This window comes from Flavobacterium plurextorum (genome assembly GCF_024638035.1).
Lineage (GTDB): Bacteria > Bacteroidota > Bacteroidia > Flavobacteriales > Flavobacteriaceae > Flavobacterium > Flavobacterium plurextorum.
Genome location: NZ_CP100442.1, coordinates 4,468,797 through 4,486,702 on the forward strand (window position 1 = coordinate 4,468,797; position 17,906 = coordinate 4,486,702).

Sequence of the window (17,906 nt, forward strand, 5' to 3'; positions counted from 1 at the left end):
ATAAAAAAACCGCCGCCTTTTAAAAGGGGCGGCGGTACATTTTCAAGCACTTTTTAGTTAGGAGTGCTTCTCTTAAGTGGTACATTACAATTTGCAGTATTTGCGTACAATTGCGTTTCATCGTCTGGAGCTTTGCAGTCCTCATCTAAACCGTCATCACAATTTTGAACTGCGAGACATTGAAAAGGACTGTTGATGCGCTGATAGCCCATCTGGATTGCAGATTTAGAACTTCCATTCAATGGACTGGTGCTTGCAGCACTGGCGAGTCCAAATGCAACTACTGCCATCGGCAGAACGGTTTTTAAAACATTAGATTTCATAATATAAAATTTTTAATGATTAGCGATCTACTCTTTTTTACAGGTTTTCGATCATTGTCCTGCTATTTGGCCAATAGATTGTCTGTATGTGTTATTTGTATATTTCGATGTAATCTGTGAATCTATCTTATAGCAGATAATTTGATTGCCCATCAGTGTATAAAGCCTGTCATTATAAACTATAAAACTTTTCATTTTGCTGCCTTCAATATTTTGGATTGTAAAGCTTAACAGATAGCTTTTTGCCGGCAGATCGTAAACATCAATGATGCTTGATCTTTTCCACATTCTGTCATCCTCATATCTTCCCGGAATTGCGGATTTTACAAACAGCAGGTTTTTGTATACACTGCTGTTTTTATTTACAAACTGAGGAGGGCTCGAAAATTGCCTCTGCTGGTGCTTTGAGTCTTTAGTTATGCTCAGCTTCGCTCTGGTTATGGTATCTATCGTAGTTCCCCTCGAGGTAATTTTTAAATTTTTGTCCGCAATCGTAAACTGGTTACGATAAGCATACAGATAAATTATCCTATCTATTCCCTCACTGTAAAGAAGCTGCCCTTCGGTATCAAAAACACCGTCAAACTGTTTCTGAAGGATTTCAGGGTTTAGGATAGTCCTAGGTGGATTTCCAATATTGATGACCCCCAGAACTCTGTCGCCGTTTTTTTTGCTGTAGGTCTCTACCGCAATTGCTGTAGAATCAAGGGCCAGCGCATTCCCAAAGTATTCGCCGCTCCTGTGTACAAGACTTGCCTTCCAGTTGTTGGTTCTTCCCCTGAAAATACATGGAACAGTGCCGTCAGAGACAAAAAAGTAAGGACTTCTAACGTTGATTTTGACGCCTCTAAACGGAAGGTCTTTGTCGTTTAAATCGATCATTGCACTATGGGATTTAATTAACTGTGTATCTATTGTCGTCACCATCAGAGGCGCAGTGATATTTCCTAAATATACCTTTGAGCTGTCGGCCCCTGCAAAATAGAAAGAGTTTAGCTTCAAGTCTAATGAAGAGGTTTGTGTGACAGGCGAATGAGGAAAACGTCTTGTGAGTTTATTATGGAAATGCACAATATTTTCAGACAATAAAAATAAGATCGTAACTGAAGCAGTTCCCATTATAGTGATTGCAGAAATCATCTTTAAAACCATCCTTGTTCTGACAAAATTTCCTTTGAACTTCCTGCTTTTGCTGTACAGGAAAATTCCAATAATTCCAAGGCATACGAAAATCATATTAAAAATCAAATGCGATTTCCAATCAAGCTTCTCCAGCACACCTCCGCAGGAGCATGGTACAAAAGCTGTAAAGTTTAAGATCATATAAATGTAGACTGTAAACATCATCATCAATGCATAGGCAGAATAAAGCCCGACCAATCTGTATCTGGGAACAATTAACAAAAGGCATATCAGGGCCTCCGCTGCCGGCACCAGCACTGCAAACCAATCCGCAAAAGCACTCAAAAGCGGAGATTGTCCCAATTCTATTTTAAAATGCTCAAAGTCGAACAATTTGCTTGCACCGGCATACACGAATAAGAGCACAAAAAGAAGGCAGATTACCTCGACAATTATATTTTTAAAGTTTACATTTAGTTTCATATTAAAAAAGTTATTACAGTTTCACTGATTTTAATTATACAAATTAAAACCTATACAAATGTAAATCCCCAAATTGAAAGAAAACACATCAAAAACAAACCAAAAAACATCAAAACCATACCAATTTACATTTCCAAATTCATTCAATAAAAAATGCTTCACAGAAAAAATCCGCAAAGCATTTACTTTTTTTAATCTTTTTTTAATTACGCTTTCACGTCCTCAATAAAACTCAAAAGCTTCTGATTGAGTTCTACAAGTCCCGCTTTCTGGAGGCATTCCTGTGAGACGCTTTTCAGTTCCAATAGTTCCTCCTCTGCCATGCTTCCCATAAGGCTTCCTTCATCTTTTTCCAGCAGCACTCCCCTGTCAATGAAGTGGCATAAAAGCAGTACATTTTTGCGTGAAATTTTCAGATCAATCTTCACCGGCTCACTCATGCCAGGGATGCTCAATACGGTATCGAACACCTTGGCAGCATAATTCTTTGCACTCATAATTTCATCGTTTTTAAATTAATAAATCAAAGCCTAAAGTTAGTGATGACAGTTTAAAGCATCATAAGCAAAATTTACCCATGATGGGATGCTTTGGAATTTACTGCATAAATTCGTCTGAATATTTGAAAGAAGTCTGAGTTTTTATGCAGACTCTGTAAGATTGCCAAGCCTTGCTGCAATCTGCAAGATGTCCGGTTGTATCACAACCGATATCTTGCTGCCTCTCTGCTCGGAACTCGCTGGCAGTGAAAACTGGAAGATTTCGAATGTCGAATGAAAAAGAAAAATGATGAAAGACGATAAAAAAAACAGAAACAGATGGCTTCATTTAAGGCTGAATGAGCAGGAATATAATATCCTTCAGAAATATTTTGCAGACTCTCTCTGCCCAAAACTGAGTGATTTTGCCCGAAAAAATCTGCTCCGAAAACCTGTTGTTTTAAAATACAGAAACGAATCTCTTGATGAGATGATAGCTGAATTAACTAGACTCAGAACAGAGCTGAATCCCATTGGAAATAATTTTAATCAGGCAGTGAAAAAGCTGCACTCCCTTTCACATATTACTGATTTCAAAATGTGGATTATGGGTTTTGAAACAGATAAAAAAATGCTTTTCAGTTCTATTGAAGATATTAGAATGACTATCCGAAATCTTGCAGAAAAATGGTTGCAGTCATAAACACAGGTCAATCGGTCAGAAGCATTTTCAATTACAATGAAAATAAAGTAGAAGCAGGAAAAGCAATACTTATAGGAGAAGGAAATTATCCTGTAGAAGCCTCCAAGCTTCACAAAGATTCAAGGCTGAAACTTCTTTTAAAACAGCTGGAATTAAATACAAATGTCAAGCGCGGAAGTGTGCACATCTCACTCAATTTTGATTCCTCTGATAACAATATTCCTAAAGAAAAGCTGATGAAAATTGCGCATTCCTATATGGAAAAAATCGGGTTCGGATTCCAGCCATATCTGGTCTACCAGCATCATGATGCAGGACATCCCCACATCCATATCGTCTCTGTAAAAGTGAAGTCTGACGGAAAGAGAATTGACATGCAGAACATAGGCAGGAACCAATCTGAAACAGCTCGTAAAGAAATTGAAAAGGCATTCAATCTGGTTCCTGCACAGTCCTGCCAAAAGGAAAAGATCCTGAAAATAAAACCTGCGCAAAGCAGTGTTATAAAGTATGGAACAGCTGAAACTAAAAAAGCAATTACTGCTGTATTAAACGCAGTAATTCCTAATTATAAATATACAACCGTAGGAGAATTAAATGCAGTGCTGAATCTTTATAACGTTACTGCATTGCAGGGTAGCAAAGATTCACGAATGTTTCTCCATAAAGGTCTGGCGTACCAGATTCTGAACGATAAGAGACAGCCTGTGGGTGTTCCCTTAAAAGCCAGCAGCTTTTACATGAAACCTACCCTTGCTTATCTCGAAATAAAATTTGCGGCAAATAAGATTGGGAGAAATTCCCATTTAAAGAGAGTAAAAAATGCGGTTGATCTCGCCTTTATACAGAACAGGATAAAGTCAATTTCTGATCTCGACAGAATTCTTATTCAAGATGGAATTAAAACTGCTGAACGAAGAAATGAACTGGGGATCCTTTATGGCTTAACCTATATAGACCATAAGACCAAATGTGTTTTTAATGGAAGCTCACTAGGAAAGACTTACTCTGCTTCCGGCATACAAGAACGCTGCGGCTTCAAATGTTTTAACACCGGCAGAACCGCCGTTAAAATTCTGGAGGACAACGCATTAAAAGATAAACCACTGCAGTCTTCATTTATTTCTGCTGGCGAGCTGCAGAGGATAATTGATTCGGTGATACAGCCTGAGTTTTCAGCTGATTTTGTTCCCTCTCAGCTGAAAAGAAAAAAGAAACGAAAAAAAGGAAAAGGACAGTCCGATTATTAACTAAAAAACTAAGACTATGCAGACAGGTGAAAATGAACAGGCGCTTAGAAAAATTTTGGATATGACAAGGCTTATCAGCATGATATTGTTAGGTCTTCATTTCTATTATTACGGATATACTGTGTTTAAAATATGGGGACTGGTAAACAGCTTCAGCGATAAACTGATGGGGAATATTTTCCGCACTGGACTTTTTGATTATTTTCATTTATCCAAGCTGTTTTCTTTGGGATTTTTATGCATTTCCCTGCTTGGGGCAAAGGGTAGAAAAAATGAAAAGCTGGAATTCAAAAATGCATTCTGGTATATTGCTTTGGGACTCTTTACTTATTTTTTGAGTTACTTTTTTTTAATCACGCAGTCCACTGTGGAAAATAAACTCGTTCTCTATATGCTGTGCACTGCTGCTGGATATCTGCTCCTGCTGTCAGGGGGAACACAGCTTTCAAGAATCATAAGAAGAAATCTCAGCCTCAAGGATATTTTCAACAGGGAAAATGAAACATTTCCGCAGGAAGAAAGGCTGCTTGAAAATGAATATTCCATTAACCTGCCGGCACAGTATAATCTAAAAACCAAAGTGCGAAAAAGCTGGATCAATATCATAAATCCTTTTCGGGGAATCTTGGTTGCAGGAACCCCGGGCTCTGGAAAATCCTATTTCGTGATCCGTCATATTATTACCCAGCACATACGCAAAGGCTTCTCAATGTTTGTATATGATTTTAAGTTTGATGACCTCAGCATAATAGCCTATAATACTTGGCTTCAGAACAGGCATTTATACAAGGTTGAACCGAAATTCTATGTCATTAATTTTGATGACCTGAGCCGCACGCACAGATGCAATCCCCTTGATCCAAAATCAATGGAGGACATAACAGATGCAGCTGAATCAGCACGCACTATTCTTCTGGGATTAAACCGTGAATGGATAAAAAAGCAGGGAGACTTTTTCGTTGAATCGCCTATCAATTTTCTTTCTGCTGTTATATGGTACCTGCGTAAATACAATAATGGTGAATTCTGCACCCTGCCTCATGTAATTGAACTCATGCAGGTTGAATATAACAGTCTTTTTACGCTGTTGAGAACCGAAAAAGAAATCGAGATTTTGATAGATCCATTTGTCAGTGCCTATCTTAATAATGTCATGGAGCAGCTGGAGGGTCAGATAGCCTCAGCTAAGATATCAATGGCAAGGCTTTCCAGTGCACAGCTTTACTATGTGCTCTCTGGAAATGACTTCACACTTGACATTAATAATCCTGAAGACCCTAAGATCGTATGCATGGGAAACAACCCGCTAAAAATCCAGACATATGGTGCAGTACTCTCGCTTTATGTAAGCAGGCTCATCAAGCAGGTGAACCAGAAAGACAGAATTAAAAGCAGTCTCATATTTGATGAATTCCCGACTATCTATCTCAACAATATGGACAGCCTGATAGCGACAGCTCGAAGCAACAAAGTAAGTACCTGTCTGGGAATTCAGGACTTCAGCCAGCTGCGCAAAGATTACGGCCGCGAACAGGCGGACGTCATACTCAATATCACAGGTAATATCATAAGCGGACAGGTGAACGGCGATACTGCCAAACAGCTTTCTGAACGCTTTGGAAAAATAATGCAGGACCGCGAGAGCATTTCCATAAACAGCTCGGATACGTCAATCAGCAGATCAAAACAATTGGAAGCAGCTGTTCCAGCTTCGAAGATTTCCTGTTTAAGTTCCGGTGAATTTGTCGGTATAACTGCCGATAATCCTGACTGTAAAATAGAACTCAAAACATTTCATTCCGAAATAATCAATGATCACGAGCAGCTTAAAAATGAAGAAAACTCATATCAGAGAATCAGCCCGGTGCGAATTATTAACAATAACATGATTGAACGCAATTATCTTCAGATTAAGGAGGATATATCCGAAATTGTAAATTCAGAAATGGAACGTCTTATACATGATCCTGCCCTGTCTCATTTAGTGATCAAAAAGAAAAAATAATGCCCCGTTACTTTAATTGTTTTCTTGAAGTAGATTAAAGAAAAATATTTTTTAGCTGCCAGATTCTTCTATAAGCTGCAGTGTTTTCTCGTCCTGTTCGCCATTGTAATATTTTTCAAGCACCTGCCTAAAATAGTCTGGTGCATCAGCCAGCAGTCCGAACAGTGTCATGGATGATTTCAGTTTTCTCTCATCTGGCTTTCCGAAAATCTCCAGTGCAGTTTTTCCTTGCTGCTGCAGTAGCGCTTTTGAAATTTCAATAAGACGTTTTCCCAAAACCGGATGGTTAAGATACTCCGCTGCTTCATCAAGGTTCTTTAGTCCATAATACACATTGTATTCTTTAAAGCCCAAACCTCTGATTTGGGGAAAGACAAACCACATCCAATGGCTTTGCTTTTTTCCTTTTTTAATTTCATCCAAAGCCTGCTGGTAAACATTTTCCTGAGCTGATAAATAACGTCCAATACCGTCATCTAAATTCATAACTGTTCATTTTTTAAAATACTTCCTGATACATCAGTTCAATTGTTATCTCTTTTTTTGCTGATCCCTCTTCTATGAATATTGTTGTCCATCTAGGCACGAAATTTTCAATCAGAAAATGGAATGCATTCAAAATCTCTTCTGCGGAACTTTCCAGACCAATCCCCAGATTCTTTTGAAAGCCGATGATTCGAAAGAGCACTCCGTTTTCCAAAAGCTCGTCGTTTCCATCTGCTGTATTGTCTGGCGCCGGACCAAAGTAGATAATTTCTGTCCTGCTGTCCCAAAGCAGTTCCAAAAGATCTCCACGCACCGTTAAAAACAGGCATTCATCAGTTAAATTAAAAGGGACTTGCAAATTCTTTGCCCTTATCGTAAGTGCCAGATCCTCAAATTGTGCTTCCATAAGTATGAACCCATTGCTCCTATAGTTTTTGCGTAAATTATTGGAATCAGTCCAGGATTCCCTGACCGAATGTCTTTTCAATTTGAAATACGTAGCTTTTCAATATTGGAGTCGCTAAGAAAAAGCGGCTGACCGCTGCCGCTTTCGCATCGAGCTTCTGATTGTCAAAGCTTCGCTCCAGCAGTTGTGTATAATCCTTAAGCTGGCCCTCATCCATTAATTTACGAAAATCCCTTTCTGTATTTACATACGATTTGAGCATGGGAAAATCATTATTGTTATCCAGTTCATAACGTTCGACCCCGGATTTTAGTTCAAGAAACTGCTTTCTGAAAAGACCCAGGACTTCCTGCATGTTATTTCCATATAAGATATTTGGTATCAGTCCAGCTTTATAATTCGCAAAATGCTCTGGTGAAGCAAGCGGATCTGCCAGATACCTCTCAAAGGTCTGAATCCGGTATATATAATCTGCCTCAAAAAGATTAGTATCCTGATAATCAACATTCATACAATGCGGTAATTAAGTTGAATATAAAAATAGCGAATTTTTAATTGCATCCGACTTTAAAAGATGCCGCTTCAATTTCAGCACCTTACATCTCTTATCTTTTGCGCAAATCATAAACTGTCAAGAAAGGAATGTCTGGGGTTTTAAACTCTTGAAATTTATTGCGTAAATTTGTAGAAGCAGCGCTTTTTATGAAGAGGCTTTATGCTAAATATCTTGAATATGACCGATCCGATATTAGAAAATTTAAATCCCAAACAGCTTCAGGCAGTGAAAACGACTGAAGGCTATGTACGTGTTATTGCAGGTGCCGGGTCAGGAAAAACGAAAGCACTGACTTCGCGTTTTGCCTACATCGTTGACAGGCTGGGAATCAACTCATCCAATATCCTCTGTGTAACCTTTACCAACAAGGCGGCGCAGGAAATGAAAAAGAGAGTCAAGGCACTGATCGGCGACCTTTATGATGTCAGCTTCATAACCACCTACCACGGCTTCTGCGTTAGGTTTCTACGGGAAGAAATCAACAAAATACACTATCCGAAGAATTTTATCATACTGGATGCCGAAGACCAGAAAACGATCCTTCGGGATGTATTCGCTGAAATGGAGATCAATTCCAAAAACCTAACGTTCAAGCAGGTCTTAAGATTTATCTCCAAACAGAAAAGCACCTCGGATTACCTGAGTTACATGATTGAAAATAACAGCTTCACTGCTGATGAAAAAGACACGCTGTCCAGCCAAGTTTACCAGAAATACCTTGATAAGCAGAAGCGTAATTATGCATTGGATTTTGATGACCTGATCCATTTTACGGCCTTTATCTTAGACAGTAACCCGGATGTGCTTTCCAAATGGCAGGAAATGATGCATTATATACAAGTGGATGAGGCCCAGGACAGTTCCGACAGCCAGTTTCATCTGGTGGAAATGCTTTCGCGTGTTCACCAAAACTTATTTCTTGTTGGTGATCCCGATCAGACAATCTATGAATGGAGGGGTGCTAAACCCGAATACCTTGTGGAATTTGACAGGATGTTTCCTGATGCAGAGACCATAATAATGAACCAGAATTACCGCTCCACGCCGAACATCCTCAAAGTTGGCAACCATATCATCAAAAACAACAAGGTAAGGGTAGATAAGGATATGGTCACTGACAATCCCGAAGGAGTGGAAGTGGTTCATTTTCACGGCAAAAATGATTTTGAGGAAACACTCTGGGTGGCATCGGAAATCAAAGAAATTCTTAAAACAGAAAAAGCTTCCTATTCCGATATAACCATTTTATACCGTTCCAACCATCTTTCCAGAAACATTGAGCAGGCACTTATAAAGGAAAACATTCCATATGCCATATTTGGCGGTGTGCGTTTTTTCGAACGAAAGGAAATCAAAGATGTGCTTTCCTTTTTAAGGCTTATTGTCCAAGGGGATAATTTCTCATTCCTGCGCATGTTCAACCATCCCTCCCGCGGGCTTGGCAAAAAATTTCTTGAAAGGCTCAGCTTTCTCGCTGCGGAGCAGAACCTCTCCCTTCTTGAGGCGCTACATCGTAATATTGAAGATAAAGAACTCAATAAGAAAGCGGCTGCAGATTTTCTGGCACTGGTTTCAGAACTTAAAAAAGAGGCAGATCAGAATTCCATCTCGGATCTGGTTAAAATCATACTCGATAAAAGCGGGCTCTCTGAACTCTACCGCAAGGATGGAGACGAAGACAGGCTTGAAAATATAAAAGAGCTCGTAACTTCTATGATGCTATTGGAGAAAGAAAATAACAGCCCTGTCAATATTGTAGAGTACCTTCAGGAAATAGCACTGTATACCGATCTTGATAAAGATACCGAAAACCAGGATAAGGTTCGTCTGATGACCATCCATATCTCTAAAGGTCTTGAATTTCCATATGTATTCCTTTGCGGTTTTACCGAAGGGGTGCTGCCAAGCGCGCTATCGATTAAAGAAAGGAGAAAACGTGCAATTGAGGAGGAAAGAAGACTGATGTACGTGGCGGTTACCAGAGCCGAAAAGAGGTTTTATATGACCGACTCGGAAGGGTTTAATTTTACCACCGGCCTCAATAAATATCCTTCAAGGTTTTTATTTGAAATTAAAGAAGAATTTTATGTGAGGAAGGTAAAACTTTCCGCTGCAATTCTGCAGGCCTCACAATCCTCTAGCGCAGCTGCCAAAAACAGCGAAGATATGGCATTTAAGCAGGGTGATTATGTAATGCATCCAGTATGGAATAGAGGAAGGATAGAATCCGTTGATCTGGAGAAAAACCAGTACATCGTTCACTTCTTTGAAATGGAAAAGGAAAAACCAATTGATTTTGCTTTTCGCTTTCTTACAGCCGCGTCAGATTCCCAAGAGGATTCCGCATCGCCCGCCGATTTGCTTGATCTGCACGAAAACTTGAAAAATATGCCCGATCCCTTTAAAGATAATGATTCTTCTAATGGCGTTTTTGAAAAGGACCGCAATTCTTCAGACATATTTGACGCAGGTGCTGATAGCAGTGAAAAAAAATGGCCGGAATAAATAATAGCTTAATACTCTGGTAATATTACACTGGCACCCAATGCAGAACTGTTATTGCCCTGGATTTTCCATACCGTCGATAATCTTACCCACTTCTGTCTCGGTGGCTTTAAGCCTGCCCTGGCAGAAGGCAATTAATTCCGATGCCCTCTTAACTTTGGATGCAAGCTCATCCACTGAAATAGTCTCATTTTCTATTTCTTTTGAAATGGCAGTCAGCTCACTCCAAGCTGCTTCATAGGTCAGTTTCTCTTCCATCATATTGTATTTTTTCCCTAACGGTGCTTTTTAGTATGGTATCATAAAGAATTACCTCTATATCATCCCCTTCTTTTATATTTTCTGTGCTGCTGGCAATCCCGCCGCCTGCTCTTACGATGGCATAGCCTTTCTTAAGTATGTTCTGCGGTGACATCAGCCTGATGCTTTTCTGCATATGTTCCAGATGCAGGCTTTTGGTTTTAAGATATCCTGACGTAAATCGTTTTAAGTTTCCTGCAAGATAATCGAGATCACTTCTTTTACGGGCAAGCATTCTGCTCGAAATCTGCGTTGTACTCTGTGCTTTTAGCGACAGTTTTTGGCTGTACAGATAAAGTATGCTTCTGGAGTCCGCTGCAAGCTTTTGATTGGCAGTCGCAAGCTTTTGCTTAAAAACATCTAAAAGACCCGTTGCATTTCTGGAGATATTTCTTTTAAGTTCTTCAAGCATTCTGAAATGGCTCAGAAAAAGCTGCTGCGATCTGATTACGATATTCTGCTGCAGCGAAAGCAGCCTCATTTCAAAGCTTCGGTTGTGGGCAATAATAAACTCTGCTGCTTTTGTGGGAGTTTTGGTATTGGTATGCGCCATAAGATCCACTATGGAGACATTTTTCTGGTGCCCGATTCCCGTTATGACAGGAATTGGAAATTTAGCTACGGCACGTCCTATCTGATAATTGTCAAAAATCAAAAAGTCTGACTGTGCTCCTCCTCCCCTTATAATGACAATAGCATCATACGGTATGCCGGTATTGTACACTTCTATCAGCTTATTTAAAAATAGTTTTGCGTTGTTGTCTCCCTGCACTACGGTATAATATTCATCAGCCTGAAAAGAATAGCCAAAATCATTATGCTTCAGAGTATGCCTGAAATCTTCATTACCTGCCGAATTGCTGGCTGATATGACTGCTACTCTCTGAATGACAAGCGGCAGCTGGAGACGGCTGTTTAGCGTAGAGTAGCTATCTTGTATTTTTGTGATAAAATCATTTTCTGCTTCCAGTCTTTTCAAGGTGGCATTGCGCTGCTGCTCGAGAACACCCAGCGTGAAATTGGCATCTATATCCAGAACGTTTACCGAAAGTCCGTAAAGTGCGTGGTAATCCACACTTACCTGTACCAGCACATGAAGATTGTTCGTGAAAATCTGCCCTGTCTTCTTTTGAAAATCCAACAGCCGTACCGCACCTTCCCCCCACGCCTTTCCCATAATCTTGGCTGTAATCGCACTGTTTTTCTCCCCTTTCTCAACCAGCTCAAAGTAATGGATCTTTTTATCAGCCTTATAGGTGTGGCTGGTCACATCTGCAACTACCCAGTAAGTGCGTCCCTTGAACCGCTCACTTATAGTCTGATGGATCTGATAGTTTAGCTGAGAGAGTGTGATATAGTTTTCCGGTCCCATAAAGTTAAGGTGAAACTGCTTCCTTTTGCTGTGATTATTCCGCCCTGCTAAGGTATGGATAATCCGTAAAATTCTAAAACATTAAAATCTGTTGGACTTTTTCAATTAAAACGGATTAAAAGAGCCGCGAAAATAGCACCCGCAGGCTCCTGCATGCGCATAACGGCTGCGCCGCCCTTCGGGACTTATAGCACTCCGGATCCTTTATCGGATGCTTGATTTTGTGCTTTCTTTTTTCCCGTTTTTCTTTTGAAAAATTTCATGCGGGCTAGAGAAAAAACAGATAAACATTCACTTAAAATTTTACATCATGGAAATCTCAGGACGAATTACAAAGGATGCCGTAACGGCAAAAGTTTCAAATGACAGGGAGGTGGTAAATTTCTCCATCGCAGTCAACGATAGCTACAGACCTAAAGGGTCTAGCGAACTTAAAAAGATTGTGACCTACATCGACTGCTCGTATTGGATGGGCTCCAAAATGGCGCAATGGCTTAAAAAAGGCACTATGGTCGAACTCTTCGGGCGCATCGGTCTGAATGTCTACACCAATGCCGAAGGCAAAGCGCTCGGCTCGCTGACCTTTCACACCAGTAATATCAAAATACTGGTTTTCCCTAAAACAGAAAATGCCTCAGCTGTTCCCGCAGTGCAGAAGAAAAGCACGTCTAAAGACGAACCTGACGACCTGCCTTTCTAAATCATGTACACATTATTTTTTATACACGCCTAAAGACAATATTATGCAAGCCTTATCAAAATCCAACTACAGCGAATACCGTGTAGCCGATGCCTTTAATGAGATAATCCTCAAAAGCATCACTTCCTATAATGGAAAAAAAAGAGAACAGCTGAAATCATTTTTTCTTGACCTGCAGCAAGGGGGCTGCGTGAGTGGTATGATTTCCGAATTTATCTATCACGCAGACTGCAAAGAATTTTACATCGAGCATATCGATGACCTTGAAAATATCAGAACCGAACTCGAAGAGGCAATTGGCGAAGCGATTGAAAACCGATTCCAAGCCCCACACTACACTTTTGTATGCTGGCTCTGCTTTGAAGAATACTGCTATGACCTCTATTCAAGGCTTTTTGAATAACAGTTCAATCTTAAATCTTCTCTTATGAAAGCATCCGAAAAATTTAAGAACGCCATAGAAAGCTACCTGACCGAAAAAGCGCAGAACGATACTGCTTTTGCGCCTGCCTTTGCCAAGCAGTCCAAAAACCTTGAAAGCTGTTTGAATTACATTTTCGGCGAGGTCAAAAAAACAGGGGAATGCGCCTTTGACAATCAGGAAATCTTTGACATGGCGGTAAAGTACTATACAGACGACAGCATTGGAACACCCGCTCCTATCCAATGCAGAGCCTCAGTAAGCCCACCTGTAAAGGCGGACTTATTTTCAACTGCTCCCGCAGTTTCTCAAACCGCAGTCCAAAAAACGGAAACCGTTCAACCCGTGAAGCCTGCACCGAAAACCTTAACCCTCTTTGACCTATGACACCGAAAACCATCATCGAGAAACAGATTACTGAATTAAGCAGTACTCTGAAACCCATTACTTCACAAATGCAGTCTTGGGCAGAAAAAAATATTTTCCTGAAATGGGCGGTGCTTTCATGGGGAAAATTTCATTGTCTGCAATGCACCCATTCGTGGAAACCTGACAGCGAAAGCCAATCCTGCAAAAATTATATCAACTGCACAGCTTGTCAGGGCAGGCTTAAAATGCACCAATACAATCAGGTACATTTCAGGGAAATCGAATACTTCGCCGTTACCGATACCTGCCAAGGGTATCAGGTGGTGCGCATCATCTGTTCGCACAAGAACATGAAAAAGAATGTTCTTCCCGACTATTCCCATAGCGAAGTCATGCAGCATTGGATAAGTTCCAAAGGGGAAGTGCGCACCATCTCAAGAAGCACAAATGTTTTTTCCCAAGCTTATGATGCGTGGAAGTATTATTCCCCTTTAGAAATCCGCCCTAAAAGTTTTCAAAGCACACCGAAGTACCGCATCAATCCCTACAAGGTTTATCCAAATCTCAATGTGATTCCGCTTTTGAAAAGAAACGGTTTTAAAACTTCCACCTGTGGCATCGCCCCGCAGATACTCTTTACCGCACTTTTAAAAGACCCCATTGCAGAAACTCTTTTAAAATCGGCGCAGAATTCTCTGCTCAAACATTATCTTACTTCACACCAGCAGCATCTGCGTGAAAACTGGCAGGCTGTAAAAATCTGTCTTAAGCACCGCTATCAAATTCAGGACATCAAAATTTGGGAGGATTATATTGCCCTGCTCCGATGGTTTAAAAAAGACATCAGCTCCCCTGCGCTTGTCTGCCCTGAAAATTTAGACGAGGCGCATGACAGGCTTGTCGCCAAAAAAAGGGAGATTCAAAGAAGAAAGTATCTTGCGCAGATGCGCGCTGAAATACAGAAAGCAGAGCCGATTTATGAAAACGATAAAAAACAGTTCTTCGGACTTTCTTTTACCGATAATGACCTGACCGTAAAAGTCCTTAACCGTGTGCAGGATTTTCTCGAAGAGGGCGACACGCTCCACCACTGCGTATTTACCAACGAATATTACAAAAAGAAAGATTCCCTTATCCTTTCGGCACAGATTGAAAACAGACCCGTGGAAACCATTGAAATCTCCCTTTCAAGAATGGAAATTATCCAGTGCAGGGGACTTCGAAATAAAGCCACTAAACACCACAGCAGGATTCTGAGGATTATCCGTAGAAACCTGCCTGAGATTGCCAAACGGTTGAAAAAACAGAAAAAGAAGACCGCTTCCGCTTAAACCATTTTACTATTTACACCGCAGACTTGTACTGCGGTTTTTTTTTGGCGCGCAGACACTTTAAGGCGAACGGGGCAGTCCTGGTTTAGGGGCTATTGCGGATGTTAAGTCAATTTCATCACAAAGTTCGGACACGGCTTTCGGTTCTCCGCAAAAAATTCCCCCATAAATGCAGGGCTGCACTCCTGCTTTATTGCGTTGCTTTCTGCGTTCGCTCAGCCCTGCCCGGGCAGCGGTGCTGTAATTAATCTTAAAACTACAGCGGCTATGAAAAATCAAAATCAAAACACAGACTGGCAGAAAGTATCAGAAATCGAACTGATCTATAAAACCAAAGTAAAAAGTGCTGACAGACCCTATATCAGCTCTTCCAAAGATGCTTACCGAATTCTTGTTGACAGCTGGGATCCCGGCAAAATAGAATTCTTTGAGCAGTTCAAAGTGCTTTTGCTCAACCAGTCCAATAGGGTTCTGGGAATCTACGAGGTTTCCTCAGGAGGCATTGCAGGGACTGTGGTTGATATGCGCCTGCTTTTCGCGGCAGCACTGAAAGCTGCCGCCGTCGGGATCATCATCACCCACAACCATCCCTCAGGAAAGACATTCCCTTCCGAGGCCGACAGAAATATTACCCGAAAAATCCATGAAGCCGGAAAACTGCTGGATATTCCGCTGCTTGACCACCTGATCGTCACACCTGAAACCTATTACTCTTTTGCAGATGAAGGCGCCCTATAAGGGCGTTTTCATCTTTCATGCCCTTGTGCTGTTTCGCTTTTTTTAAGTAATTTTGCCCTATGAATCCTGAAGAAATAAAACGATACTTTGAAGCCTCGCCGCCGCCGAAAGAAGTAGACTGGAAACCGTGGGCAAAAATTACCGACTCGCAGGTTTTCCTCAACAGCTGTTATACAGGCATCAAAAATTTTAACGGAAATATTGAAAGATGCCCTGCCTGGTGGCATCTAAAAGATTTTTATCTGCTTATCAAACGCAATGGATCTCAGGAAAAACCAATAGATAACCCAGACGAGACAGAGACAGCATCTTAATTTGGAAGCGTTTTAAGATTTCTTTTTAGTAGTGGAAAATCTCATTATTTTTAAATATTGGCAAACACCCTTAAATCAGAAGAAATTGGTTCTCTTTCTTTTTTACTGAATGCCAGTCCATCTCAAATATTCTTTGGAGCAGGTTTTTCAAACCTTGAAACGTACTAGGTTTTACTGCGTACAAATCTGCCCCCAGTTCATAGCTGAGTTCAATGTTTTCAGGACTTCTGCTGGTGGATAGCATTATGATTCTGACTTTTTTGAGCTGTCCGCTGGTACTGCGGATTTCTCGCAGGCATTCAAAACCGTTTTTACCGGGCATATTAATGTCCAGAAAGATAATTTCAGGTTGTTTATCGGGATTCTGCAAAAGCTTGTCCAGCAGCTCGCTTCCATCAGCTGCCGTATTTACCAAGGCAGGAAGTTTCAGATCAGATACAGCATCAATGAAGAGCATTCTGTCGTCTTCATCATCATCTGCTAAGAAGATATTTTTAAGGGAATTGAATGCCTCAGACATAACTCATATTTTTTGGCTGTGCAGCAATTAACAATATTCAAATATAAAGATTTTTAGTATAAAAAAAACACTAAATAGTTCATTATACTGTATTGTAGGAAAAGAATAACAGTATATCTTGAATATTTTCCGGCAATAAAAATACATATTCAGCTTGAGCTTTACCTTTATTGTATGCCCGCTGTAAATTCTTAATAATGCTTTTATCCGCGTATTCTCGGATCTCTTTGAATCCCCATAAAATCAGGATTTTTAAATTTTGTTATTATTTAGAACAAATTATTTTTAAAAATTGTTATTACCTGTACTAATTTTGATCAGTATAAAATGATTAAGATTATGAGCCGGGCTATTGTACACATTGACATGAACACGTTTTTCGTATCCTGCGAAAGGCTGACCAATTCTGAACTTAACGGCATACCGCTTATCATCGGCGGCGGTGACAGAGGCGTTGTGGCTTCGTGCTCTTATGAAGCCAGAAAATTCGGCGTGCGTTCCGCTATGCCGATTCATATGGCCATGAAGCTATGTCCGCAGGCCAAAATTATGAAAGGCGACATGGAACTCTACTCCAGGCTTTCCCATGACATTACTGAAATCATTCAGGAAAAAGCGCCCGTGGTGGAAAAAGCCAGCATTGATGAATTTTATCTGGACATTACCGGCATGGATAAATTCTACGGGAGCTACAGATGGACTGATGAGCTCGCACAGCGAATCACAAAAGAAACGGGGCTTCCCCTTACCTTTGCGCTTTCGGTCAACAAAACCGTTTCGAAGATCGGAACTGGCGAGGGAAAGCAGAAGCAGAACCTGGAGATTCCCGAGCATCTGGTGCAGTCTTTTTTGAATCCGCTCTCTATCCGAAAAATCCCGATGGTCGGCCAGAAAACCTTTGAGCTTCTTTCGAGAATCGGAATCCGCACCATCCGGACACTCTCTGAAATGCCAGCCGAATCCCTGCAGCAGATGATCGGCAAAAACGGAACAGAACTCTGGAAAAAAGCCAATGGAATTGACAACAATCCTGTGGAACCCTACACGGAAAGAAAGTCAATATCAACCGAACATACCTTTTCACAGGACACCATTGATGTATTAAAGCTGAATAGGATTCTGCAGGGCATGGTGGAGAAACTGGCCTATCAGCTGCGCGCCGAAGAATGGCTTACCTCAACAGTGACCGTCAAAATCAGGTACGCCAATTTTGATACCGAAACCAAACAGTCAAGGGTGCCGTACACCTCGGCGGATCATATTCTGAGCCAGACGGTGACCGATCTCTTTACCAAGCTCTACCAGCGCCGAATGAGGCTGCGCCTCATCGGAGTACGTTTCAGCGGCCTTGTCAGGGGAACCTATCAGATTGACCTTTTCAATGATACCGAGGAAATGCTGGCACTCTATCAGGCTATGGACAGAATGAAGACCCGTTACGGCTTTGATGCCGTGATGCGCTGCGCCGGCGCCTCTTTCAAACCCAACAACAAAGACGAAATTTTAAAACGCAAAAAATAAAT

At 40.9% G+C, this 17,906-nt stretch carries 20 protein-coding genes; 11 read left to right on the plus strand and 9 right to left on the minus strand.

Going from position 1 to position 17,906, the window contains the following annotated elements:
• Window positions 1-53 precede the first annotated feature (53 nt).
• The 3 genes from NLG42_RS19480 to NLG42_RS19490 form a co-directional block, all read right to left on the minus strand.
• Window positions 54-323, minus strand: coding sequence for a DUF6520 family protein (locus NLG42_RS19480; protein ID WP_257681989.1), 270 nt, complete (start codon window positions 321-323; stop codon window positions 54-56).
• A 51-nt stretch (window positions 324-374) separates the two neighbouring features.
• The gene (locus tag NLG42_RS19485) at window positions 375-1,928 is read right to left on the minus strand and encodes a DoxX family protein (protein WP_257681990.1); all 1,554 of its coding nucleotides are present in this window, start codon (window positions 1,926-1,928) and stop codon (window positions 375-377) included.
• Window positions 1,929-2,134: 206 nt separating this feature from the next.
• The gene (locus NLG42_RS19490) at window positions 2,135-2,425 is read right to left on the minus strand and encodes a hypothetical protein (protein WP_257681991.1); all 291 of its coding nucleotides are present in this window, start codon (window positions 2,423-2,425) and stop codon (window positions 2,135-2,137) included.
• A 292-nt stretch (window positions 2,426-2,717) separates the two neighbouring features.
• On the opposite strand from NLG42_RS19490, the gene NLG42_RS19495 reads away from it, so the two are divergent.
• The 3 genes from NLG42_RS19495 to mobC are packed head-to-tail and all read left to right on the plus strand — an operon-like array spanning window position 2,718 to window position 6,365.
• The gene (locus NLG42_RS19495) at window positions 2,718-3,110 is read left to right on the plus strand and encodes a plasmid mobilization protein (protein WP_257681992.1); all 393 of its coding nucleotides are present in this window, start codon (window positions 2,718-2,720) and stop codon (window positions 3,108-3,110) included.
• Window positions 3,095-4,360: a relaxase/mobilization nuclease domain-containing protein gene (locus tag NLG42_RS19500; protein WP_257681993.1), complete on the plus strand. Its 1,266-nt coding sequence runs from the start codon at window positions 3,095-3,097 to the stop codon at window positions 4,358-4,360. The genes NLG42_RS19495 and NLG42_RS19500 overlap by 16 nt, the downstream gene beginning before the upstream one ends.
• A 16-nt stretch (window positions 4,361-4,376) precedes the next feature.
• Window positions 4,377-6,365 (plus strand): conjugal transfer protein MobC, encoded by a 1,989-nt coding sequence (gene mobC / locus NLG42_RS19505; protein ID WP_257681994.1) that lies wholly within the window; start codon window positions 4,377-4,379, stop codon window positions 6,363-6,365.
• Window positions 6,366-6,416: 51 nt separating this feature from the next.
• Here mobC and NLG42_RS19510 read toward each other — a convergent pair whose 3' ends face one another.
• From NLG42_RS19510 to NLG42_RS19520, 3 genes are read right to left on the minus strand one after another with little or no spacing between them, the layout of a single operon-like run.
• Window positions 6,417-6,851, minus strand: a complete 435-nt coding sequence (locus tag NLG42_RS19510) for a DUF1810 domain-containing protein (RefSeq protein WP_257681995.1) — start codon at window positions 6,849-6,851, stop codon at window positions 6,417-6,419.
• A gap of 13 nt (window positions 6,852-6,864) precedes the next feature.
• Window positions 6,865-7,257, minus strand: a complete 393-nt coding sequence (locus NLG42_RS19515) for a hypothetical protein (protein ID WP_257681996.1) — start codon at window positions 7,255-7,257, stop codon at window positions 6,865-6,867.
• A 46-nt stretch (window positions 7,258-7,303) separates the two neighbouring features.
• Window positions 7,304-7,768, minus strand: a complete 465-nt coding sequence (locus NLG42_RS19520; protein ID WP_257681997.1) for a hypothetical protein — start codon at window positions 7,766-7,768, stop codon at window positions 7,304-7,306.
• 222 nt (window positions 7,769-7,990) lie between these two features.
• Here NLG42_RS19520 and NLG42_RS19525 point away from each other — a divergent pair, with 222 nt between their 5' ends.
• Complete coding sequence (locus NLG42_RS19525; RefSeq protein WP_257681998.1) at window positions 7,991-10,318, plus strand: ATP-dependent helicase; 2,328 nt, start codon at window positions 7,991-7,993, stop codon at window positions 10,316-10,318.
• A 51-nt stretch (window positions 10,319-10,369) separates the two neighbouring features.
• Here the strand turns inward: NLG42_RS19525 and xseB are convergent, their stop codons facing one another.
• Entirely contained in the window at window positions 10,370-10,576 is a 207-nt protein-coding gene (gene xseB / locus NLG42_RS19530) for an exodeoxyribonuclease VII small subunit (RefSeq protein ID WP_257681999.1), read from the minus strand.
• The gene (gene xseA, locus NLG42_RS19535) at window positions 10,554-11,990 is read right to left on the minus strand and encodes an exodeoxyribonuclease VII large subunit (RefSeq protein ID WP_257682000.1); all 1,437 of its coding nucleotides are present in this window, start codon (window positions 11,988-11,990) and stop codon (window positions 10,554-10,556) included. The genes xseB and xseA overlap by 23 nt, the downstream gene beginning before the upstream one ends.
• A 310-nt stretch (window positions 11,991-12,300) precedes the next feature.
• Between xseA and NLG42_RS19540 the strand changes: the two genes are divergently transcribed.
• From NLG42_RS19540 to NLG42_RS19565, 6 genes are all read left to right on the plus strand, one after another.
• Window positions 12,301-12,690 carry a single-stranded DNA-binding protein gene (locus tag NLG42_RS19540; RefSeq protein ID WP_257682001.1) on the plus strand — a complete coding sequence of 130 codons (390 nt, stop codon included), beginning with the start codon at window positions 12,301-12,303 and terminating at the stop codon, window positions 12,688-12,690.
• 43 nt (window positions 12,691-12,733) lie between these two features.
• A complete protein-coding gene (locus NLG42_RS19545) occupies window positions 12,734-13,093 on the plus strand; it encodes a DUF7222 domain-containing protein (protein ID WP_257682002.1) in 360 nt (119 codons plus the stop codon).
• A 24-nt stretch (window positions 13,094-13,117) separates the two neighbouring features.
• Window positions 13,118-13,498 (plus strand): PcfK-like family protein, encoded by a 381-nt coding sequence (locus tag NLG42_RS19550; RefSeq protein WP_257682003.1) that lies wholly within the window; start codon window positions 13,118-13,120, stop codon window positions 13,496-13,498.
• Complete coding sequence (locus NLG42_RS19555; RefSeq protein ID WP_257682004.1) at window positions 13,495-14,811, plus strand: PcfJ domain-containing protein; 1,317 nt, start codon at window positions 13,495-13,497, stop codon at window positions 14,809-14,811. Before NLG42_RS19550 ends, NLG42_RS19555 begins: the two co-directional genes overlap by 4 nt.
• Window positions 14,812-15,078: 267 nt before the next feature.
• Window positions 15,079-15,549, plus strand: coding sequence for a JAB domain-containing protein (locus tag NLG42_RS19560; protein ID WP_257682005.1), 471 nt, complete (start codon window positions 15,079-15,081; stop codon window positions 15,547-15,549).
• A 59-nt stretch (window positions 15,550-15,608) separates the two neighbouring features.
• Entirely contained in the window at window positions 15,609-15,863 is a 255-nt protein-coding gene (locus NLG42_RS19565) for a DUF6965 family protein (RefSeq protein WP_257682006.1), read from the plus strand.
• A 70-nt stretch (window positions 15,864-15,933) separates the two neighbouring features.
• On the opposite strand, the gene NLG42_RS19570 is transcribed toward NLG42_RS19565, so the two are convergent.
• A complete protein-coding gene (locus NLG42_RS19570; RefSeq protein WP_257682007.1) occupies window positions 15,934-16,383 on the minus strand; it encodes a response regulator in 450 nt (149 codons plus the stop codon).
• Window positions 16,384-16,722: 339 nt separating this feature from the next.
• On the opposite strand from NLG42_RS19570, the gene dinB reads away from it, so the two are divergent.
• On the plus strand, window positions 16,723-17,904 hold the full coding sequence (gene dinB / locus NLG42_RS19575) for a DNA polymerase IV (RefSeq protein WP_257682008.1): 1,182 nt from the start codon (window positions 16,723-16,725) through the stop codon (window positions 17,902-17,904).
• Window positions 17,905-17,906 lie beyond the last annotated feature (2 nt).